This window comes from Paenibacillus sp. GM2 (assembly GCF_900069005.2).
In the GTDB taxonomy this organism is placed as follows: domain Bacteria; phylum Bacillota; class Bacilli; order Paenibacillales; family Paenibacillaceae; genus Fontibacillus.
This window is the reverse complement of record NZ_LN831279.1, coordinates 1,169,351-1,191,694: the sequence shown is the minus strand read 5'-3', so window position 1 is coordinate 1,191,694 and position 22,344 is coordinate 1,169,351. Positions and strand designations below refer to the sequence as shown.

At 48.8% G+C, this 22,344-nt stretch carries 19 protein-coding genes and 1 pseudogene; 1 reads left to right on the top strand and 19 read right to left on the bottom strand.

Annotated features, from left to right (window positions below; all coding sequences use genetic code 11):
- The 10 genes and pseudogenes from BN1360_RS15135 to BN1360_RS15090 form a co-directional block, all read right to left on the bottom strand.
- Positions 1 to 1,128 (bottom strand): annotated as a pseudogene (locus BN1360_RS15135) (hypothetical protein); the annotation flags it as partial.
- Between the two features lie 621 nt (positions 1,129 to 1,749).
- Complete coding sequence (locus tag BN1360_RS15130) at positions 1,750 to 2,370, bottom strand: ribonuclease HII (RefSeq protein ID WP_068780696.1); 621 nt, start codon at positions 2,368 to 2,370, stop codon at positions 1,750 to 1,752.
- A 281-nt stretch (positions 2,371 to 2,651) separates the two neighbouring features.
- Positions 2,652 to 3,515 carry a ribosome biogenesis GTPase YlqF gene (gene ylqF / locus BN1360_RS15125; RefSeq protein WP_068780685.1) on the bottom strand — a complete coding sequence of 288 codons (864 nt, stop codon included), beginning with the start codon at positions 3,513 to 3,515 and terminating at the stop codon, positions 2,652 to 2,654.
- A gap of 43 nt (positions 3,516 to 3,558) precedes the next feature.
- Positions 3,559 to 4,164 (bottom strand): signal peptidase I, encoded by a 606-nt coding sequence (gene lepB, locus BN1360_RS15120; RefSeq protein WP_068780684.1) that lies wholly within the window; start codon positions 4,162 to 4,164, stop codon positions 3,559 to 3,561.
- A gap of 110 nt (positions 4,165 to 4,274) precedes the next feature.
- Positions 4,275 to 4,619, bottom strand: coding sequence for a 50S ribosomal protein L19 (rplS, locus tag BN1360_RS15115; RefSeq protein WP_068780683.1), 345 nt, complete (start codon positions 4,617 to 4,619; stop codon positions 4,275 to 4,277).
- A gap of 310 nt (positions 4,620 to 4,929) precedes the next feature.
- Positions 4,930 to 5,742, bottom strand: a complete 813-nt coding sequence (locus BN1360_RS15110) for a carbohydrate ABC transporter permease (protein WP_068780682.1) — start codon at positions 5,740 to 5,742, stop codon at positions 4,930 to 4,932.
- Positions 5,743 to 5,752: 10 nt separating this feature from the next.
- Positions 5,753 to 6,637, bottom strand: coding sequence for a carbohydrate ABC transporter permease (locus tag BN1360_RS15105; RefSeq protein WP_068780681.1), 885 nt, complete (start codon positions 6,635 to 6,637; stop codon positions 5,753 to 5,755).
- A gap of 70 nt (positions 6,638 to 6,707) precedes the next feature.
- Complete coding sequence (locus BN1360_RS15100) at positions 6,708 to 7,973, bottom strand: ABC transporter substrate-binding protein (protein ID WP_068780680.1); 1,266 nt, start codon at positions 7,971 to 7,973, stop codon at positions 6,708 to 6,710.
- A 158-nt stretch (positions 7,974 to 8,131) separates the two neighbouring features.
- Positions 8,132 to 8,917 carry a response regulator transcription factor gene (locus BN1360_RS15095; RefSeq protein WP_068780679.1) on the bottom strand — a complete coding sequence of 262 codons (786 nt, stop codon included), beginning with the start codon at positions 8,915 to 8,917 and terminating at the stop codon, positions 8,132 to 8,134.
- Positions 8,914 to 10,668 (bottom strand): cache domain-containing sensor histidine kinase, encoded by a 1,755-nt coding sequence (locus BN1360_RS15090; RefSeq protein ID WP_068780678.1) that lies wholly within the window; start codon positions 10,666 to 10,668, stop codon positions 8,914 to 8,916. Before BN1360_RS15090 ends, BN1360_RS15095 begins: the two co-directional genes overlap by 4 nt.
- Positions 10,669 to 11,519: 851 nt before the next feature.
- On the opposite strand from BN1360_RS15090, the gene BN1360_RS15085 reads away from it, so the two are divergent.
- Complete coding sequence (locus BN1360_RS15085; RefSeq protein WP_068780676.1) at positions 11,520 to 12,473, top strand: polysaccharide deacetylase family protein; 954 nt, start codon at positions 11,520 to 11,522, stop codon at positions 12,471 to 12,473.
- 59 nt (positions 12,474 to 12,532) lie between these two features.
- Here BN1360_RS15085 and trmD read toward each other — a convergent pair whose 3' ends face one another.
- From trmD to smc, 9 genes are all read right to left on the bottom strand, one after another.
- Positions 12,533 to 13,288, bottom strand: a complete 756-nt coding sequence (gene trmD / locus BN1360_RS15080) for a tRNA (guanosine(37)-N1)-methyltransferase TrmD (protein WP_068780695.1) — start codon at positions 13,286 to 13,288, stop codon at positions 12,533 to 12,535.
- Between the two features lie 3 nt (positions 13,289 to 13,291).
- Positions 13,292 to 13,810 (bottom strand): ribosome maturation factor RimM, encoded by a 519-nt coding sequence (rimM, locus tag BN1360_RS15075; protein WP_068780675.1) that lies wholly within the window; start codon positions 13,808 to 13,810, stop codon positions 13,292 to 13,294.
- Positions 13,811 to 13,961: 151 nt separating this feature from the next.
- Entirely contained in the window at positions 13,962 to 14,192 is a 231-nt protein-coding gene (locus BN1360_RS15070; protein WP_068780674.1) for a KH domain-containing protein, read from the bottom strand.
- A gap of 22 nt (positions 14,193 to 14,214) precedes the next feature.
- Positions 14,215 to 14,487 (bottom strand): 30S ribosomal protein S16, encoded by a 273-nt coding sequence (rpsP, locus tag BN1360_RS15065; protein ID WP_068780673.1) that lies wholly within the window; start codon positions 14,485 to 14,487, stop codon positions 14,215 to 14,217.
- 240 nt (positions 14,488 to 14,727) lie between these two features.
- Positions 14,728 to 16,104, bottom strand: a complete 1,377-nt coding sequence (gene ffh / locus BN1360_RS15060) for a signal recognition particle protein (RefSeq protein WP_068780672.1) — start codon at positions 16,102 to 16,104, stop codon at positions 14,728 to 14,730.
- Positions 16,105 to 16,197: 93 nt separating this feature from the next.
- Positions 16,198 to 16,551: a putative DNA-binding protein gene (locus BN1360_RS15055; protein ID WP_068780671.1), complete on the bottom strand. Its 354-nt coding sequence runs from the start codon at positions 16,549 to 16,551 to the stop codon at positions 16,198 to 16,200.
- Positions 16,552 to 16,879: 328 nt separating this feature from the next.
- Positions 16,880 to 17,527, bottom strand: coding sequence for a PAQR family membrane homeostasis protein TrhA (trhA, locus tag BN1360_RS15050; RefSeq protein ID WP_068780670.1), 648 nt, complete (start codon positions 17,525 to 17,527; stop codon positions 16,880 to 16,882).
- A gap of 87 nt (positions 17,528 to 17,614) precedes the next feature.
- On the bottom strand, positions 17,615 to 18,616 hold the full coding sequence (ftsY, locus tag BN1360_RS15045) for a signal recognition particle-docking protein FtsY (protein ID WP_068780669.1): 1,002 nt from the start codon (positions 18,614 to 18,616) through the stop codon (positions 17,615 to 17,617).
- A gap of 82 nt (positions 18,617 to 18,698) precedes the next feature.
- Complete coding sequence (gene smc, locus BN1360_RS15040) at positions 18,699 to 22,271, bottom strand: chromosome segregation protein SMC (RefSeq protein WP_068780668.1); 3,573 nt, start codon at positions 22,269 to 22,271, stop codon at positions 18,699 to 18,701.
- Positions 22,272 to 22,344: the final 73 nt, after the last annotated feature.

The window sequence follows — 22,344 nt, the reverse complement described above, 5'->3', positions numbered from 1 at the left end:
ACCCGTGCTTGCGCCTGCGGCAAGGCCAACCGCGCGCTCCGCCGCGGTCGGCTGTGCATCGCCTTGTCCCCTGCCGGACAAGGCAATGGCATCCTGCGCTAGCGTAGCGCGCAGCTGCGTCAACAAGCTCTGCAGTTTGCCAAGCAGAGCATCCGTCGCTTGGGCAGCGGCTCCCTGCCCCGTGGATGCCAAGAAACCATCGGCCATCGGCAAGGAAGAAGCCGGAACAGGAATTGCCTTTCCGCCGCCATCCCTTGCGGTCTGGGAATTTAATGAAGCCGGGTTTATCACGGCTTCATCCGCACCGACAGCTCCGTTCCCTTGTATCGGTCCCGCCGAACCTGCCCCAGCTGTATTCCATCCTCCAATAGAGGAAGCGGAAGCACCAAAGGTTGATGTTATGTGGTTAGGAACCGCAGCGTTTGCTGTCAACTGCGCAGCTCCCAAATTTTCCGCTTGCGTTCCAGCGAGCATCGGCATTTGAACGCCTGGCGCTTGACCAGCCGTTTGCCCTGGTACATTCAAGCGGCCTCCTGCTATAAATGCTGCCAGCTGCTCCTCCAAATTCGACAAAAGCACGTGCAGGGGCGGACCAAAAATCGCTTGATGCAAGCTGCCCACCGTCTCTCCAGTCAAAGGCAACCCCCGGTTCAACGCAATTCCAGCGGCCTGAACCCATTCCGATAACGGTACCGAAGATGGTTTTAATGCCGCCAGACTTAGCAGTTGAGTGATATTTTCCTTAGTCAGAGGTATTCCGCTCGCCTGCATCGATTGGATCAGATCACGGTTTACCGCCGTATTCTCCAGCCCGAATTCACTTAATAATCCGGCAAGCGAGGAGGAAGACAACCCCGTCGTGACTGGCGGGTTGATTGGCTTAAGCACCATTTGGCCATCCTGAAACTGCGGCTGTACTTGCAATAGCGTCGTTTGGCCTTGCTGCAGCGGGGTTTCTAACGTGGCATGGAGCTTAACCCCCTGCACCTGAATCACCGCTTCCTGTCCATCCTCGGATACGCTAAGCACCGTTCCGCGTACGACCTGTCCGGCCTTAAGCTCTAACGAGCGCGGCTCTCCGGGACGTGCATCCCCCAGCACACTTCTCAGCAGAGGTCCTATATTCATCAGCTTCCCTCCCAACCCTAGTTATATGTAGTTCAAATCGTTTATTTTTGATAACAAAAACAATCAAAACCCATTCACGGATGATCGACCGCGATTCAGTGGCAGATTTTCTTGCGATATGGAATTTCATCAGCATAGATTTAACTTATAAATTCTAAATCTAACACGAAGTAAATCATGGAGCTATTCAAAATTGAATCTTGAACTGAATTCACTATGTGCCTGTGCAAATGCTTATGAGGTCATGTTCCTTCGGAAACATCCCAAGGCGCTCCCGTACATACTGTATACGCTCTGCCCCTCAACTCCTGGCTTCGTCCAACTGAAGCATTTCGCAGAAAACGCCTATCGGAACCATAAACTTCGGTGCTGAAAAGCGAACTTTTGAATGGCTTTGATCTCTAAGGAAACGTCATATCGCTATTTCCACTGAATTGGGCCTCTAAAAATTCTAACGAAACTGGGTATCGTTATTTAAGCTAATTCGGCGCTTAACGTCCTGAATTCTCCCAAATAACGATACGGTGTTTCGTTAGATTTTATTAACCGCTTTTTTTGCGGAAATAACGATCTGTAGTTTCGTTAGACGATACGGAAAACCCGCCTGACTTGGCGGGTTAATCAGAACAACGTCTGTTCTTCGATCAGCAAGTTTCGCAAAAAGCTTCGACGGTGCATCGGCGTTGGGCCCAAAGCCATAATTTGCTCCCGATGCAGCTTCGTAGCATAACCCTTATGTACTGCAATTCCGTATTCGGGATACCTTACATCCCATTCTCCCTGACAAAGCCTGTCCCGCGTCACCTTGGCGACAATCGATGCAGCTGCAATCGATTGGCTTGTCGCATCGCCTTTAATGATAGCCAGCTGCGGAATATCAAGATCGATCTTCTCCGCATCAATCAACAGCATATCCGGCTTGACGCTCAATTGACTCACCGCCTGCTTCATCGCCAGGCGTGCGGCCTGTTTAATATTAATCTGGTCGATGGTTGGAGCATCTACATAACCTACTCCAACAGCCACGGCCTGTTCCATAATCACGTCGTATAAATACTCTCGCTTCTTGGCACTCAGCTTCTTGGAATCATCAACATCCTCCAGCACGAGCCCCTGCGGCAAGATCACCGCAGCCGCAACTACATCACCAAACAGACAACCCCGACCTACTTCATCAACACCTGCAATGTTCTGATAAGACAATTCCCAATATTCCTGTTCGTATTTCAGTAAATGACTCATCATTTCTCCCCGATCTCCCCGACAACAGCGCCTGATATTCTATGATGAGGGGCGGCCCTACACATCCTGTCCCTCTATGAAGCTCTAAGAACACTATATACTATTTATCGGTAGAACGACGTCTAAATTAAGCGATCCCTAGGGATGAAATTTTTTCCTGATGGCCGATTTTCTTTTATCTGAAATCCAAGCGCACAAAAAATCCCTCCGGGAGCCTTAAGACTATCCCGGAAGGATTATAACCGAGCATGAATTGCATGGTATTCAATCTGACCTATTTCTTAATATGGTGCTTCCATTGAATATCTTCCCAGCTTGCCTGCACGCAGCTCGCGCAGCAGTATTCCCGAGGCTTTCTCCAAATCAACACGCCCGCCGCTAACGATACAGCCGCGCTTGCGCCCTACAGCCTCCATCACCGCTACAATCTCATCCGGATTGTCCGGATTTTCAGGCTGCTCCTTCAACTCGAAGCGACTGGAGAAGGGTCCCCAATAATACTTAACTAAATATTTAACGCCAAAAAAAGCGATGTCTTCCACATTCAATATTTCTTCACGAATTGCTCCAGTTACCGCCAGGCGATAACCTACATTCTGATCCTCAAATTTCGGCCAGAGGATACCCGGAGTATCGAGCAGCTCCATATCGGTCCCTACCTTGATCCACTGCTGACCCTTGGTAACGCCAGGGCGATCTCCAGTAGCCGCAATGTTCCGCCCCGCCAATCGGTTAATCAGCGTAGATTTCCCTACATTAGGAATCCCTACGATCAGGGCACGGACCGCACGTGGATTCATGCCTTTTGCCCGTTGCTTCTCCAGCTTTTCTTTCAACAGTTCTTTGGCCAGCACAGGGATTTCTTTAATCCCTTGACCGCTGTATGCATCAACAGCAACAGCGAGATGCCCTTCTTGCTTGAACACTTCCAGCCATTGCTTCGTTACGCCGGGATCTGCCAGATCGGCTTTGTTCAATACAATCAAACGCGGCTTACCCTGCAGGATTTCATCGATCATCGGATTTCTGCTGGACATCGGCAACCTTGCATCCAACAGCTCGATCACCACATCGATAAGCTTAAGCTTCTCCTGAATCTGCCGGCGAGCCTTGGTCATATGTCCGGGAAACCATTGAATCGTCATTCGTATCACCTCAATTTTCCCGAGCACATCTTTACTTTCGAAATTAGTGACCGATCATTTTGATATCTTTTACAGGCCAGAATACAAGATCCGCCCGGCCGATAATATCTTTGAACGGTATAAACCCGATCGAACGGCTATCCGTACTATTCGAGCGATTGTCGCCAAGTACAAACACATAGCCCTCCGGAACTTTTCCGTCCGGAAATTGCTCATTAGGGAAGTTTTTTTCAATATTGTAGAGTTGGTTATTTTTATGCTTCTCATCCAGCGCTTCCTGAATATAAGGCTCCTCGATCGCTTTACCGTTGACCGTAATGGTATCCCCATCAACCTTGACGGTATCGCCCGGCACACCGATTACGCGCTTAATGAAATCACGTCCCTCCGATGGAACATGGAAGACGACAACCTCACTGTGCTTCGGCGCACGGAAATCATATACGATCTTGTTGACGATAATTCTCTCGCCAGTATAGAAATTCGGATGCATTGAAGGGCCGTCGACAATAAATGGAGCAAACAACAGCCATCGGATCAATAATACTAATACGACAGCGATCACGATGGCCTTGATCCACTCCATTGCCTCGCTCTTATGTTCTTGGGGCGGCTTTTGGGAATCCTCCGCATGAATATGCTGTTCCATGGATCGCAATCTCTCCTTGTCATATATAGTATGCAGCACTATATAGCCTTTTATAAATATAGAAAGGGAGCTTGAGTAAACACACAAGCCCCCCCTTATCGTTAACCCAATTAACGACGTATTTCTTTAATTCTCGCTGCTTTACCGCGAAGTTCACGAAGATAGTACAGCTTCGCACGACGCACTTTACCACGGCGAGCCACTTCGATTCTATCGAGTTTTGGGGAATGAAGCGGGAAAGTTCTTTCCACACCTACACCATTCGAAATTTTACGAACTGTAAAAGTTTCGCTGATTCCACCACCACGGCGCTTAATTACAACACCTTCAAACAACTGGATACGTTCACGAGATCCCTCGATAACCTTAACGAACACTTTTAAAGTGTCACCAGGACGAAAGCTCGGAATATCCTTGCGAAGTTGTTCTTGCGTAATCGCTTGTACGATATTCATCTATGACTCCCTCCTTCCACTCAGGTGTTCATGCCTCTTCCGGAAACTCTCTTGTTTTCCTTCATCATCCGCAGCGGACCACCGATTTCACAACAAACATAATAATATCACAGATAACTAGGCATCGCAAGAAGTTATTGCTTACTTTGCTTTGACAATTAGGCCACCGCCGTCCTCCCTGTTTTCCATGATCCCCCAGACTGGCCGAAGTCGAGCCAGCGGAGCAGCAATAATCATTCTGCTCTCCCTAGACAGCATCCTTCCCTGCTGTATGAACAATCCCGGCTCCTGTAAACGGTGCCTTGCGATTTTATCCTTTCACAGCACCGGCTGTCAGCCCTTTGGTCACATTCTCCTGGAACAGGACGTACAGCAGGATGACGGGCAGAGCGGACATGACAAGCGCCGCTGACAACCCTGCGTAATCGGTTGTAAACGCGCCCTGGAAAGACATTAGACCGATCGGAAGCGTCTGAATGGTGTTATCCGACAGGAATACCAAAGCCAGCATAAACTCATTCCAGGCATTGATTGCCGCCAAAATCGCCACCGTCGCCAGAATAGCCCGGCTCAAGGGGAGGAATATTTGAAAAAACATGCGGTAAATACCTGAGCCGTCGATAAGCGCCGCCTCCTCCAGCTCTTTTGGCAGCTGCTTAAAGAAACCGTACAGCAAAAAGACGGCCACAGGCAAGCTGAACGCTATATACGGCAGATACAATGAGAAGCGCGTATTCAACAAATGCAGCTTCTGCATAATCAGAAACAACGGAATTAAGGTGCTGTGAAAAGGGATAATGATTCCGGTGACAAATAAGGATAACAGCAGGCCGGAACCTTTAAATGGACGCCGTGCCAGAATGAACGAAATCATAGCCGCGGTGAGAAGCGTCCCGACGACTGTAACGAATGTCACGATTAGGCTGTTCAATAAATAGTTCTGAATTCCGTTCTCCCAAGCATTGGTGTAATTCTCCACAACCCAGGTCTTCGGAAGCCCCCACGGGTTGTCAAAGAACTCGATATTCGTCTTAAAAGAGGAAATGAACATCCATAGAAACGGATATCCGGTTAACAGCAGCATGAGGATCAAAAATAAGTAAGTCGGAATTTTCTTTATCATGACGGCCTCCTTAATATTGAACCGGCTCGCTCTTGAATAGCTTCGACAGGGCGAAGGCAAACAGCAATCCCATCAACAGCAGCAGCATAGAAATGGAGCTGGCGTATCCGAAATCGGAAAAGCGGAAAGCCTGCTTGAACATAACTGAAGCAATCACCTCTGTTGAGTTGTTTGGACCGCCGCTTGTCATAATATAGATCAGATCGAAGTATTTAAGAGAGCCCACAACGCAATTGATAATCGCAAAGGAGATTACATGCCGGATGAGGGGGATGCGAATATTCCACAGAATACGGAACTTGGACGCTCCGTCCAGGTCGGCAGCTTCGATGATCTCATCAGGCACGCCTTGAAGTCCGGCCAGGAACAAGATCATATAGAACCCGATATACTGCCATCCAACCACTAGGGCAATCGCCCCAAGCGCCGTCGTCTCATCGCCCAGCCAAACGTGCTGCAAATTCCCCAGCCCCAAAAAATCGAGCAGATTGTTAAGCAGCCCGATATTGGGCTCGTAAATCAAGCCCCATAACACACCAAGGACCGATGTGGACAAAATTACGGGCATAAAATAAACCGTCTTAAACAATCTTCGTCCAAACAACCTCTCCGAAGAAAGCATTACAGCCAATAATAGTCCGATCGGCAGCTGAATAATAAGCGCCCAAAATGTCAAAATGAACGAATGCTTTACAGCTTTCATCAGCAAGCTGTCCTGGAACATGGATATAAAATTGTGAATTCCCGAGAACTCCATCGGATTCAGTCCATCCCATGAGAAAAAGCTGTAGTATAGGCTTAATAAAATTGGAATAAGCAGAAAAATACTAAATATAGCCAATGCCGGCGATATGAAAATGATCCGGCTGATCCAGCGTTGTTTGCGGTTCTCCATCCTATTCTCACCTCTAGGTTGAAATGAAGCGGTATTTCCGGCCTGCGGAAATACCGCCGATTTCAACAGTTTATTTGATTTTAGCCAGCTCTGCCGCAATATCCGGAGCACCAGCAACAATTGAGACGACCGCGTTCAGGATTTGCTCAGCCCGTCTGGCATCGATAGCCTGGTCAAAATACGGAAAATAGCCTGAGGCTATACTGCCGACATTAGACAAATAATCCGCTACGATCGGGTTAATGTCCGAGTCCTCCAAATTCACTTTTACGGAGGAAGGAGAGCCCACCGCAATCACATAATTTTTGCGCTGCTCAGGCGTCATAATGAACTTCAGAAACTTTGTTGCCGCATCTTGATCAGCAGAGGCCGATACGGCATAGATCCCCCCGAATCCACCATGCATCAGCGAGGCATCTCCCTTTCCGTTCTCCACGGCCGGGAATGGGAAGTAGCCCAAATCAATTCCGGCGTCCGCATAGGTGCCAATGGACCAGTCGCCCATCAGGATCATCGCCGCTTTTCCAGTTTGAAATGCCGCGTCCGATTGCGCTGAGGCCATCCCCAGAAAACCATCGCCAAAGGCTCCCGCTTTTGCCAATTCTCGCAGCTTCTCGCCAGCCTCCACAAAAGAAGGGTCCGTAAAATCCCCCTCGTTCGTCACCGCATGCATAAACGGCTCGGTCCCTCCTATGCGATTGGAAAGATAAGCGAAGTAGAACAGCAGCGGCCAACGATCCTTAGCTCCGACAGCGATAGGAGTTACTCCGGCATCCTGCAATTTGCCAACGGCACTGATAAGCTCGCCCCAGGTTGCCGGAACGGCTATATCATTTTCCGCAAAGATCTTTTTGTTGTAATAGAACATAACATTGGACGAGCCGGCGGCAATGCTGTACAGCTTCCCGTCCACCTTACCGGCATCCAGCGCCCCTGCCGAGAAATGGTCGATAAACGCCTGATCCCGCAAAATCTCATCCGAAATATCCGCGATGACACCGGCTCTTACCATGCTGTTAAACTGTTCGCCCGACCAATAGTTAAAGACATCCGGCATTTGTCCGCCTGCACCGGCAACCTTAATCTTTGTCTTAAGCGCTTCGTCATCCATGTATTCTACCTTGACTTTGACCTCGTTCTGGCTCTCATGGAAGGCATCAACGCTTGACTGCATCGCCTCTCTCAGCTTTGTCTCCGAATCGGACAGCCACACCGTCAGTTCCTTCGGTTTGTCAGCAGCTTGTCCACCGGATGATTTCCCTGTATCCTGCTGTCCTCCCCCGCAAGCGGTTAGAACCAATCCCATAGATAACAGCAGCGCCAGCAACTTTTTCATTATGTCTTCCCCCTCTAAATGTTATCGCTTTCATAATCTCATTATAGATTTCCTGCCAGCGGGCAAGTAAGGCGCAGCCATCAGGAAATATACCAAAATGCTCACTTCCGCTTAAAGCGGCGAGAGGATTCTTTTACATGGGCAAAAAAAAACCGCCATTACTGGCGATCCTCACGAATACTCGCACGATATTGCTTGGGAGTAATCCCCTCTAAATCATGGAACACCTTTGTAAAATACTTGGATGTCTGGTAACCAACCTTTTCAGCGATCATATAAATCTTGAGATCTGTCTGCGCCAGCATACGCTTGCCCTCCAGAATCCGGCGCTTTGTCACAAAATCACTGAAGGTAAGCCCGGTCTCTTCCTTAAATAATGAACTGAAATAATTCGGATTTAAATGAACCTCCGCAGCGACATCCTGGATTCCGATCGTTTCCCCCAAATGGTCCTCGATGAATTCGATCGCACTCAGGACAACCGTGTTCCTGGTTCCGCAACTCCATTTCTCCAGCCATTCCCCTTCGTCCTGTACAATCCTCCGGCCCAGCAAATCTTTTTTTCTCTCCTGTTGGCTGGCCAGCCCCCGTTCTACCGCTTCAACCAATTGCCGGGGATCAATCGGCTTCAGCACATAATCAACGGCTCCAAGAACCAGGGCGGAGCGCACATATTCAAAGTCAGAGTGAGCGGATAGGACGATCGTCGCTACCTTCAGTTCTGCCCGTTTGACTTCCTCCAGCAGCTCAATGCCGTTCATAACCGGCATGCGAATATCGGTAATGATCAGAACATAGCCGTCGGTTTGCAGCAGAGCCGCAGCCTCCTGACCATTATAAACAGTGATGTATTCATATTCATGAGGATTCCATTTTTGCAGCGTACGCAAAATTCCTTTGCTTGTAAGCGGCTCATCCTCAACAATCAGCACTTTGGGAATCATTCAGAGACCTCCTTCCGGTAATAGGGGAGCTTCAGCGTAACCTGCGTACCGTTACTTGGATCACTGTCCAGCAAAAGTCCATACTCATGCCCGTACATCAGCTTGATCCGTTCATGGACATTGGATAAGCCCATGCCGATGTCGCCCTCGGTTGCCGCCTCCGGACCGTCCAGGTGCTCACGGATCTCTTTCAAGCGTTCGGAGGGAATCACCGGACCGCTATTCCACACGACAATTTGCAGAATATCGTCCAGAGAACGCACGTGAACAGAAATCCGGCTGGTCTCATTCCGGACTTCCGCCCCGTGATATACCGCATTTTCAACGATGGGTTGCAGGAGCAATCTGGGGACTCTGTATCCTCCAATCCCTGTCTCCACCTCGATGGAATATTCGAGACGTTCCTGCAGCCGCAGCTGCATCAGCTTCAGGTAACGCTCCACATGCTGCAGTTCTTCCGTCAGAAAGGCGCTATCGCTCTTGAAGGAGCGGCCTGAGGTATAGCGGAACAGATCAGATAGGGAGACGATCAGATCCGCGGACTCATCATCGTCCTTGTTGCGCAGCTGCCAATTTAGCGCCTCCAAGGTGTTAAATAAAAAATGGGGATTGATTTGCGCCTGCAATGCCTTAATCTTCGATATATTGGTTAAGCGCTCTTTTTCATAAACCTCGTTAATCAGAAATTGAATCCGGTCGACCATTTTGTTGTAAGTCCGGTTCAACTCATTGACCTCCCTGTTGAAGTAAATGACTTCGTTGGCCTGAAATTCACCCCTCTGTGAATACTTCATCACTCTTCGAACATGATTAAGCGGGCGGGTAATCAGCAGCGAGAGCACAATTGACAAGACTAATGCCGTCCCGACGCCAATCGCTCCCGAGACAAGCAGCACACTGCGGAGCAGCTGCACCGGCCGCTCGATCTTTGCCGCAGGCACAAGGCTAACCATCGTCCAACCCGTCTCTGCTGAAGTATGAATCATCGGATAATAGAAATCACCCTGCCACTTTGATCGTTCTTCCTCCCTGAAATCGCTAAGCTTAGCCTTTGGCAATCCGGAAGTATCGTTAAGCAATTCGCCCTTTTCATCGTATACCAGGTATACAAAATCATTCTGATTCTGCGTTGCCGCCTGATTCTGAAATATATTCTGATTAATGTGAAAGAGCAAATATCCCCCTGCCATCCAGTCCTCAAGCAGCCTGACGTGGCGTACCGCAACCAGCCCGTCTTCTTCATCCCAAGGGCGAATCCAGATCGTCCGGTTGGGATCAACGGTTGCATTCAACACGACTTCATCGCCAATCCGCTCCCCAAGCTTCTGGTTATATAGAGGATATAAAGCTTGTCCCTTCATATCGTATAATTCAGCGCTGCTCACAAGGTCGGTAAATATCAGCTGGCGATTCAGCACATCCTGCATAGATAAACGCCTATCGGTAGAAGCGTACTTCCCCTTCAGCGCGCTGGAGAGCAGCGATTGAACTTCGGTATCCAAAGTAATTCTTTGAAAGGTCTCATCAATTTCAGACAGCTTGGCATCCAGGTTGTTGGATGCCAGAAGATTACTTTCCTGAACATATGATTCTGTAGTTTCCTTAATGTTCTGAGACAGCAGCGGATAGGCAATCGCAGAGGCGCTCAGCATCGTGATCGCGACAATGCCAAAAAAGCTCGTTATGATCTGGCTGCGTGTAGATTGAAACCTGCCGGCGATCGAGAATAAAGAAAACTTTTGGCTAGACACGATCACTCACCTCCCGAATTCATACCTTTTATCCGATCTAGTCCCGGAGGATCTGTAGTCCGTCAGAAAAGAGGATTCGCTGTGCAAAATTTCGGCAAAAAGGGGTGGAAAACTTTCGGCCAGCACCTTATTCCTATAATAAATGAAGGAAGGGTCTTGGCAAGAATTCTCCAAGGCCCTCTGCGTGTCCATTTCTCAGGCCCTAAACGACTTCTGTACATAACATGGATCGTGATCCCATCTTTCTTCGTACAGACCAGCCCATTTCAAGCCCTTGTCAATATTTATTCGATAACTAACTTGCTTTAAGCAAAATTATAGTAGCACATTGCAAATTTCGGATCAATAAAACTTATCCGTCATAACATATCTGCGTGTCCACTGCGATAAGCCGATTATAAGCCAGTGCCTTGTGCTCCAAGCCCCATGTTATGCCTATGAAATAATTGACAAGCCCCTTAACGCGTTAAAGGATTGTCGCATTTGCGTGATATATGATATGATATTGAAAAAAACGAAAGGGTGCTTAGCATGCTTATAACCGCCTCTTTAATACTTGCGATCCCTATCGTGGTATTTGTCGGTAGTATCTGGTTCGGGGAAGTCATAGATGCTCGCAGTGTAAGACGAAACTCTCAGGCACATCGGACGGTAAACTAATTAGATTATTCAAACCCAAAAACGGCGTAAGCTGAACGGATTTCATTCCGGGAGCTTGCGCCGTTTTTTTGATTTTATTCGATTCCTAATACATTCCTACATGCTCATTCCAATTTTGTAACTTTATCATGAAGCGTGTCGATTATAATTAGGAATGTAAAAATAGATAAATATAGATGTAGGAGAGAAATATGGCACGATTCGTAAAAGTAGGCTCACTCATTTTAGTAGTACTCATTATTGTTTATTCTTTTGCGGTTACCCACCCAAGCAACGCGTTATCCCACAAAGCCTGCACCTCCTGGGAAATGATTAAGGACAAATCGTTCATGCTTACCCATAGCGGATCCAAAGCGTACAAGGTGAATAAGCTCCCTGCCGGATTTGAGGTTAAGCCCGGTACAGCCAAAGAGGTCCCTGTCCTGATGTATCATTATATTACGCCTAAGGCCGATAACAAGGAACCAGGGAATAAATCAGTGATCAATCTGGAAGCATTTGAAGAGAATATGGAGTACCTCCATGATGAAGGGTACTATACCGCGACACTGCAAGAGCTCGAAAAGTACGTACTCGGCGAAATATCACTGCCTGAGAAATCGATTGTCATCACCTTTGATGATGGTTACCAGAACAATTATGCCTATGCGTATCCGATTCTGAAAAAATACGGTTTCCATGCTGTAATCTTTATGATTGGCAGCAAAATTGAGAAGCAGACCGTATTGTTTGATCCGAACAAAAAGAGCTCCTTATCTCGCGCAGAAATCGAAGCTTCTCGGGACGTATTCGAGTACCATAGCCATACCTTTGGCTTGCATGAGAAAGGATTTCCTAAATGCGGTCAGAGCAAATCGCTTGCACTCAATACTACACTTCTACAGAAGGATATCAAAAAAATAAAGGCGGCTGGAATTGACACCCCGTACCTCGCCTACCCCTATGGAGAAGTATCTACGCAAATGCTCTATTATTTGAAGCAGAACGGCTACAGAATGGCCTTTACCGTCCGCCAGGACTTCGTCAAACCGGGAGCTCCGTTAATGAAGCTGCCTCGTCTGACCGTTACTTCAGTGACGAATCTGCCCGAGCTGTTAGAGCATAAAATTACGCCAAAAGAAGCGATGGATCTGAACTCATTGTAAAAACTATAAATAAACAAAAACCCTCAAGCCCCACTGGACGTGGAACTTGAGGGTTCTTCTTATTGTTCAGCTTCATTCTCCAGCTTCTTGAGCCAGGCCAGGTCATCCTTGGATAGCTCCAGCTGCTCAAGCAGATCGGGCCTGCGCAACCAGGTGCGGCGCAATGCTTCTCTGCGGCGCCACAGTTCAATATTGGCATGATGACCGCTGAGCAGCATGTCAGGCACCTTCCAGCCCCTGAATTCCACAGGCCGTGTATAATGAGGATACTCTAACAGCCCGGTGCTAAAAGAATCCGTTACTGCGCTTGTCTCATTGCCGAGAACTCCCGGCAATAACCGTGTAACACTATCGATTACCGTCATCGCCGGGATTTCTCCCCCGGTCAGTACATAATCACCAATCGATAATTCGTCAGTTACCAAATGCTCTCGAATACGTTCGTCATAGCCTTCATAATGACCGCAAATGAAGATCAAATGTTCCTCCTGAGCAAGCTCTTCCGCTTTACGCTGGGTGAACGTCTCCCCTTGCGGACACATCAGAATGATGCGCGGCGCTTTACCGGTAGAATCTGTTCCTTCTCTCCCCAGCAAATCCTCCACAGCGTGAAAGATAGGATCTGGCTTCAGCACCATCCCCCCGCCTCCGCCATATGGAGTATCGTCTACTGTACCGTGCTTGTTGCCGGCATACTCGCGGAAATTGATCGCATTTAGCGCTACAAGGCCTTTATCCCTGGCCTTGCCAAGAATACTGCTCTGGAATACCCCCTCGAACATTTCCGGGAATAAGGTCAGAACGTCCATTCTCATCATTTACAACAATCCTTCCAGCAAATGAACCTTCACCAGCTTCGATTTCACGTCGACATCCAGTACAACATCATCGATTACCGGAAGTAACAGCTGCTGGCGGGAAGGCATTTGAACAACCCACACATCGTTGGCACCTGGTCGGAGGATTTCTTCAATAACCCCAAGCTCTTCGCCTTCATCACTGACGACCCGACATCCAATAATTTCGTAGAAATAATATTCATTATCCGGCAATTCGACCGATTCTTCCTTGGTCACCCTCAGCTCACAGCCTTTGTACTTCTCAACCAGGTTGATATTGTCGTAGCCATCAAACCTGATGACATACATCTGCTTAACCGGACGTGCAGATGCCACCGTCACGTCCGTGATCACGCCATTATCCGGGTTCACAATCATCAGCTTGCTCTTCGGAGCAAATCTAACCTCCGGGAAATCGGTATGCGGCAGCACTTTCAACTCCCCGCGAATTCCGTGAGTGTTTACAATCTTCCCTACCATCAACAAAGAATCCGACATAACATCCTCCCAAATGCAAAATACTATATCCTGATATGCCTGATCTGAATGGATCAGCATTATATTCATCAAGAAGTGCCCGTTTCATACATGTTTGCCGCATGTACGAAAGCGGGCTAGGATGGATCTCCTAACCCGCTTTCGTATATGTTTAAGACATGATATCTACGGTAACCCGTTTATCCATCTTAACGGCTGCCGATGCCACAACCGTGCGGAGTGCCTTGGCGATTCTCCCCTGCTTGCCAATCACTTTCCCCACATCATCAGGATGTACGGATAATTCATATACAATCAGGTGTTCCTTCTCAACGACCTCCACACGGACATCGTCCGGATGATCAACAAGAGCCTTCGCAATAACGCCGACTAATTGTTCCATAGGGACCCTCCAGAATCAGCAACTATTTTTGCAACTTAGACTCATGGAATTTCTTCATTACGCCTGCATTGCTAAGCAAATTGCGAACTGTATCAGATGCTTGAGCACCATTTTGCAACCATTGCAACGCTTTTTCTTCGTCGATGTTTACTACTGCCGGTTGTGCAACCGGGTTGTAATAACCGATCTCTTCGATAAAGCGACCATCACGTGGGGAACGGGAATCCGATACCACGATGCGGTAGAAAGGAGCTTTATGAGCACCCATGCGTTTCAAACGAATACGAACTGCCACCAATTTCACCTCCTTTAAAGATTACCTGCTGCTATAGATAACCGGGTTCAATTCTAACGAAACATGTTAACGCTATTTGCAGTAAAAAGGGCTATTCTCCATGCTAACGAAACTGGATATCGTTATTGCAGCAAATTAGGGGTCCAAAGACCGGATTTCCTCTGAATAACGATAGGGTGTTTCGTTAAATTTTTATAGCACTGTTTTTGCCAAAATAACGCTCTGCAGTTCCGTTAGAAATTACCGGAACGGAAATTTCATTCCTTTACCCGCTTTGTTGAGCTGTTTCATCATTTTATTGCCTTTGCCCTTAGGGCCCATCATATCCGAGAACTGCTTCATCACTCTGCGCATCTCATCAAACTGCTTGATCAAGCGATTCACATCTGCCAGGCTCGTACCGCTACCCGTAGCGATCCGCTTGCGTCTGCTGTGATTAATGAGGTCCGGATTCTGCTTCTCTTCTATAGTCATCGAGTGCACGATGGCCTCTACTCGGCCCATCTGCTTCTCGTCAACCTTGATATCCTTCATCTGCTTCATCTTGCCCATCCCCGGAATCATATCCAGGATCTGATCGATTGGACCGAGCTTCTTCACTTGATCCATCTGTTCAAGGAAGTCATCGAACGTAAATTCCGCATTGCGCATTTTCCGTTCCATTTCCTTCGCTTTCTCAGCATCGATATTGGATTGCGCCTTCTCGATCAGAGAGAGCATGTCGCCCATGCCGAGTATTCTCGATGCCATCCGTTCCGGATGGAAAGGCTCCAGCGCATCGATCTTCTCGCCCAGTGCCGCAAATTTGATCGGACAACCGGTAACCGCCTTGACCGACAATGCTGCCCCCCCGCGGGTGTCGCCATCCAGCTTCGTCAATACGACACCGGTCAGCTCTAACTGCTTATTGAAGCTCTCCGCAACGTTAACTGCGTCCTGCCCGGTCATTGCATCAACAACGAGCAGCACTTCATCCGGCTTTGTTACCTCATGGATCTGACGGAGCTCTTCCATCAGTTCCTCGTCTATATGCAGGCGACCTGCGGTATCGATCAACAGATAATCGTTGCCGTTATCCTTAGCATGCTGCAACGCCTGACGAGCAATCTCCACCGGACTGTTGCCAGCTGGCAGCGTAAATACCGGCACCTTGATCTGTTCGCCGAGTACTTGCAACTGCTTGATCGCAGCCGGGCGGTAAATATCCCCCGCAACAAGCAGCGGACGGTGATTCCCCTTAAGCAATAGCTTGGCCAGCTTGGCCGAGGTTGTCGTCTTACCTGCCCCTTGCAAACCTGCCATCATGATCACGGTTGGCGGGCGATTGCTCTTGGCCAGCTTCGATTGGGTGCCCCCCATCAATTCCGTCAATTCCTTGTTAACGATATCGATGATGACCATCCCCGGAGTGAAGCTCTCCATCACCTCGCTACCAACGGCCTTTTCCTTCACCTTGGCGATGAATTCCTTAACGACTTTAAAGTTAACGTCCGCTTCCAGCAAAGCGAGTCGAACTTCGCGCATCGCTTCATTAACATCCTCTTCCGAGACCTTGCCTTTGCCGCGAAGCTTGCTGAATACACTCTGTAATCGGCTTGTCAATCCTTCAAATGCCATTGTCCCGTCACCTCCATTCCTTCATATTACCTAAAGATCGTTCCATCTTGTCTTGTCTTATTTAAACTCTATCTCATTAGCTTAACTTTAATTCTACAATCGCTCTACTTGCTGAAGCAAATCCATGACCGTCTCTTTATGTAACGGGGACATCTCGCTTCGTTCCATCAATCGCTTCAATTCGGCTACCATCCTGACGCGCTCTTCATCCTTGCGCATTAGCCCAAGCTTCTCTTCGTAAGCTTCAAGTACTTCTTCGGCACGCTTGATATGCTCATACACCGCCTGCCGACTAATACCGAATTCGCTTGCGATCTCCCCAAGGGAGAAGTCATCCAAAAAATAATATTTGAGAAACGTCTGCTGCTTTTCGGTGAGCAGCGTTTCGTAGAAATCGAACAACAGGTTGATCCGATTGGTCTTCTCAAGCTTATTTTCTTGACTCATCTGGGCACCCCCTCCGTCAAGGAAAAACACTTTACAGCGCATCAACATTCACTATAATAACGAATCGGCAAAAGGTTGTCAAGCGAAATTCCTTAACATCTGAAACATTGATCCGGCAGGAGCAAATTGAAACTTCTTTTATAAGAGGTTTGTACAAAGTCCAGGGACTCATTCAACTAAATCATTTCGAAGAAGCATACATCGGAAGAAGAAGCTGCAGTGCTGAAAACCGGCCTTTCTGAACACGCATAACAATACAAATAGCCGCCTGTCAGCTTGCTGATGGCGGCCAAAGCATTTTTGCAATGCGGATTTATAAGCTCGAAAATTAATGGTGCGGCAAAAGATAGAGTAAAATCGCAAAGAAATGCGTTACGCTACCGGCCAGTACGAATAGATGCCAAATCGCATGATGATACGGAAATATACGCCAGACGTAAAAGATCGTTCCCAATGTATACAGAATGCCGCCGGTTACAATCAGCGCGATTCCCGGCTGCGGAATCGCCGCAGTTAGCGGTCCCCAGGCGACAATAATCAGCCAGCCCATAATCAAATAGAAGATCGTTGACATGAACAGGAATCGCTTCACGAAGAAGGCCTTGAATAGAACCCCCAGCAAAGCAATCCCCCATACGATCCCGAAGAGACTCCAGCCAAGCGGCCCGCGAACAGCTATTAATAACAATGGGGTATAGGTTCCGGCGATGAACAAGTAAATCGAGGAATGATCGAAAAATTCGAACAGATCCTTGACCTTGCCCTCCCGGAAGCTGTGTACCAAAGTGGAACAAACGTAGAGCAGCAGCATGCTGACACCGTAAATTGTAAAACTAACGACATGCCAGGCCGTACCTTGTAAGCTTGAGAAAACAATGAGCAGCACAAGCCCGGCCAAGCTAAGCATCGCGCCGATGCCGTGGGTGATCGCATTGGCCACTTCTTCACGACGCGGGTAAGTATGAGTATTCGCCATCTTGCCACCTCCTTATCTGAACTTTGATCTAATCTATATTCTACCCTTAGAATATGGGCGTTAGCCCATAAAGGTTCCTTGACCTTCTTACTGATCGATATTCGCTGTCTCTTCTTCCTCTTGAATCAATCCGGCGAACAAACCGTGAACAAACTGCTCGGAATCAAATTTCTGCAAATCTTCCATCTTCTCGCCCAGTCCGACCAGCTTCACCGGCAGACTCAACTCCTGACGAATGGCGATGACGATGCCGCCTTTGGCAGTGCCATCGAGCTTGGTCAACACCAGGCCGGTAACCCCACTCTTCTCACCAAACAGCTTGGCTTGAGCGAGCGCATTTTGACCGGTCGTTGCATCAAGCACCATCAGCACCTCATGCGGAGCTCCAGGAATTTCACGTTGAATAACGCGGAATATTTTGTTTAATTCCTCCATCAGATTCGATTTGTTCTGCAGACGGCCCGCTGTATCGCAGAGAAGAATATCTACGCCGCGCTGCTTGGCTGCTTGGACCGCATCAAACATGACCGCCGCCGGGTCTGAACCGGCACTCTGCTTGATAACCTCGACGCCTACGCGTTCTCCCCATACTTCCAGCTGCTCGATTGCTCCGGCGCGGAACGTATCGCCTGCGGCCATCAGCACGCTTTTACCTTGCTGCTTATAGTAATGCGCCAGCTTGCCGATCGTTGTTGTCTTGCCAACCCCATTGACACCAACGAACAGGATGACCGTAATTCCATCCGGATTGAGCTTGATCTCATTATCCTCATCCCCACGCAGCAACCCGATCAGCTTCTCTGACATAATCGGCTGCAGGTCTGCGGCATCTTCGATCTTCCGCTTCTTCACTTCGACACGCAGATCATCGATCAAATCGATTACTGTATTCACGCCTACATCAGCGCCGATCAAAATTTCTTCCAATTCCTCGAAGAACTCTTCATCGATCTTCTTGTGGCGGGTCACCAGCTCGGCAACCTTCTCCACGAAGCCTTTCCGCGTCTTTTCCAGGCCGTCCTTGAATTGCTTCGTTACGGATTCGGTTTTTGAAGAGATGCTCTCTTTTAGTTTTTTAAAGAAACTCATATGCTGCCTCCTCATTCTTCTTCAAAAAAAGTTCGTTTGTATATTAATCTAATTCACGATTTACGAAAATGGTTGACCTATGTTAGGCGATTTCTACAGTATCCTCATCATCCAGCTTCACGGAGACAAGCTTGGATACGCCGCCTTCCTCCATCGTCACGCCGTAGAGCACATCCGCCTCTTCCATCGTCCCCTTGCGGTGCGTTACGACGATAAACTGCGTCTGCTCGGAAAATTCGCGCAAATATTGTGCGAAGCGAATAACGTTAGCTTCATCCAGCGCAGCCTCAACCTCATCAAGCACGCAGAACGGAACTGGCTTAACCTGTAAAATAGCAAACAGCAGCGCCATCGCTGTAAGCGCCCGCTCTCCCCCGGACAGGAGCTGCAGGTTCTGCAGCTTCTTGCCCGGAGGCTGAGCGACTATATCGATGCCCGTCTCAAGCAGATTGCTCGGGTCGAGCAGCTGCAGGTCCGCACGTCCACCGCCAAACAGCTTCGTGAACACGATGCTGAACTCGCGTCTGATCGCATCAAAGGTCAACTTGAAGCGCTTTGACATCTCTTCATCCATCTCCTGAATGACTTGATACAAGGTCGCTTTCGCTTCGACCAGGTCATTCTTCTGCTCGGTGAGGAACTGGTAACGCTCATTGACGCGATTGTATTCTTCAATCGCCCCGAGGTTAACCTCCCCAAGCAAGGTGATCTGCCGCTTCAATTCCTTCGCTTCGGCCTGCGCTGCCGGTACATCCTCCGGAATTGGATAACGCTGCTTCGCCATCTCATAGCTCAGCTCATAATCATCGCTTAGCTTGTTCAGAATATTCTCCAGCTCAACATCAAGTCGATTGGCCTGAATTTCCGTCTGACGCAGCTTCTCTTCCACCGACTTCAAGGCCAGACGCTGTTCTTTGGTCTCATTCTCGCCATCCGACAGCTTCTTGACGAGCACAACCCGTGATGCTCTCTCCAGCTCAAGCTGTTCTCCGGCGCGTTCCTTCTTTAATTTATACTCATTCAGCTCTTCACGCTGCGTAGAGCTCTGATGTATATTCTTCTCTAAGTCTGCCACAATCGACTGCAAAATACTGCGATTTTGCTCCAATTCACGCTTGAGAATGCTGCAATCTTCCTCGGAACGCCGCAATTGCTCTCTTATAGAGAAGCATTCCTGATCCAGCTTGCCTTCACGAACCTTCAGTCCGGTCAAGCGGTCCTGAAGTTCTTCCTTCGCGGATTCATTGGCTTTGCGAGCATACTCGGCCGCCTGGATCGATTGCTGCACACGCTGCTCTTCCTTCTCCAGCTCAACCAGCTTCGCTTCCGCCTGAACTTTAGCCTGCTCCAGCTCTTCGAGCTCTTTCAGATAATGGCCTTTCTCCTGGCCATACAGCTCGAATTGCTCGGAGACATGTCTCCATTCATGCTCAATTTGCTTCATATCGCTGGCAACGGACTGCTCCTCAGTCCGTTTATGGTCTCCAGCTTCACGCAGCTTCTCTAGCGATTGCTCCGACGCAGTTACCTGCTCACGTACATCAGCCAGCCCTTTGCGCAGCTTGTCCAGCATGTCATCGGCTTCACGAATGTCGGTAGCCAGCTGATCGAGCTGGCGCTTGCGTCCCAGCAGGTTGCTGTTCTTGCGATGCTGGCTGCCCCCGGTCATCGAACCGCCTGCATTTACGACGTCGCCCTCCAGCGTAACGATCCGGAAGCGATACTGGCAGCGAGCTGCCATCTTATTGGCCCGCTCCAGATCACTGGCAAATACTACATTGCCAAGCAGGCTGCCAACAATATTGTTATACGCTGAATCGTAACCTACCAATTCAGCTCCGATGCCTACAAACCCTTCAGCGTCCTCCATTAACCGCTTGTCCGCCGCTGAGATCTGCCTTGGGCGGATAACATCGAGCGGCAGGAATGTCGCTCTGCCCAGCTGGCGCTGCTTCAGGAATGCAATGGCCTGGCGCGATACAGCTTCATTCTCCATGACGATATGCTGCATCGCTGCTCCGAGCGCCGTCTCGACAGCAATTTCCAGCTTCTCTGGCACGCGGATTAATTCAGCTACCGCACCATGAACCCCATGAAGCACCGACTTGCGTGAGGCCTTAAGTACTTCCTTAACCCCAAGGGCAAAGCCGTCAAAGTCATCCTCCATCTCCTTCATCGTATCGCGGCGCGAGACGAGTCCTTCACGCTTCTGCTCCCATTTACGGATTCCGCTCTGGCTTTCCTCAACCAGCCGATGCAGGGACTGGCAGCGTTCACTTTCTGTAATGTACTTGCCGCGCAGATCAGCGATTTCCGTCCCTAATTGCTGAAGCGTATTCTCCAATAGAGTCTTCTTGCCTTTGAGCTGCTCCAGTTGCTCGCTCCACTTGGTTCCTTCTTCTTCCGAGCGCTGCATTCTACGCTGCACAGCTTCCTTCTGCTGATCATTGTAGCGAATTTCATTACGCATCCCGGCCATCTGGTTCATGATCTCGAGCAGCTGGCCTTTCAGGCCTTCCTCCTGCTCTTGGCTTATCCCGCCGGTAACCCCGATCAGCTTCACTTCCTCAGACTGCAGTTCATCACGAAGCTCGGTTAACTGCCGCTCTGCCGCGGCAAATTTCTCAGCCAACTGCTTCATTTCAGCTTCGCGCTGTGCGTAGCGCTCCTCGCTTGCAGCCAGCGATTGCTCGAGCTGCTCCCGATTCTGCGTCAAGTTCTTGGCTCGTTCTTTCAGAACCTCGCCAAAGCCTTCACTCTTCTCGTATTTTTCACTATTTTCAAGCAACTGATTCTGCAAAATCTCAATCTTGTCCTCAACCTGGCGCAGCGCCAGTCGATCGCTCTCAAGCTTCGCATCATGGGCCGATACAACTGTAGACAAGGCAAGCTCTTCCTCTTTTAGCTCACCCAATCTATCATTTGTAACGCTCCACGATTCATGAATCTGCTCGATTTGATGTACATATAAGGAGATTTCTATATTTTTAAGCGAATCGCGTAATTGTTTATATTTTAATGCCTTCTCGGATTGCTCCTTCAACGGTCCGATTTGATCCTCCAGTTCACTGACCAGATCGTGAATTCTCAGCAGGTTCTGCTCGGTATCATCCAATTTCCGCTTTGCATCACGCTTGCGGTTCTTATACTTAACAATTCCGGAGGCCTCCTCGAAGATACCACGGCGATCCTCAGAACGTGTACTCAGAATCTCCTCGATCCGTCCTTGTCCGATAATCGAATAGGCTTCCTTCCCGATCCCGGTATCCATGAACAGCTCGGTGATATCCTTTAACCGGCAGGTTTGCTTATTGATCAAATATTCACTTTCCCCACTGCGGTGGACCCGCCGCGTTACGGTAACCTCGCTAAAATCGAGCGGCAAGGCATGATCGCCATTGTCCAGTGTCAGGGAAACCTCGCCATAATTCACCGCTTTACGCGCATCACTGCCGGCAAAGATGATATCCTCCATCTTACCGCCGCGCAGGGATTTGGCGCTTTGCTCTCCAAGCACCCAGCGAATCCCGTCGGAGATATTGCTCTTCCCGCTGCCATTCGGCCCTACTACAGCGGTAATGCCGCGGACGAATTCCATCTCCGTCTTGTCGGCAAATGATTTAAAACCTGCTAATTCAATTCGTTTCAAAAACATACGTTCACGATCACCTCTAACGACTATTGTAACATACACAAAGCCCCTGGGACAGAAGGACAAAAGGCATGGG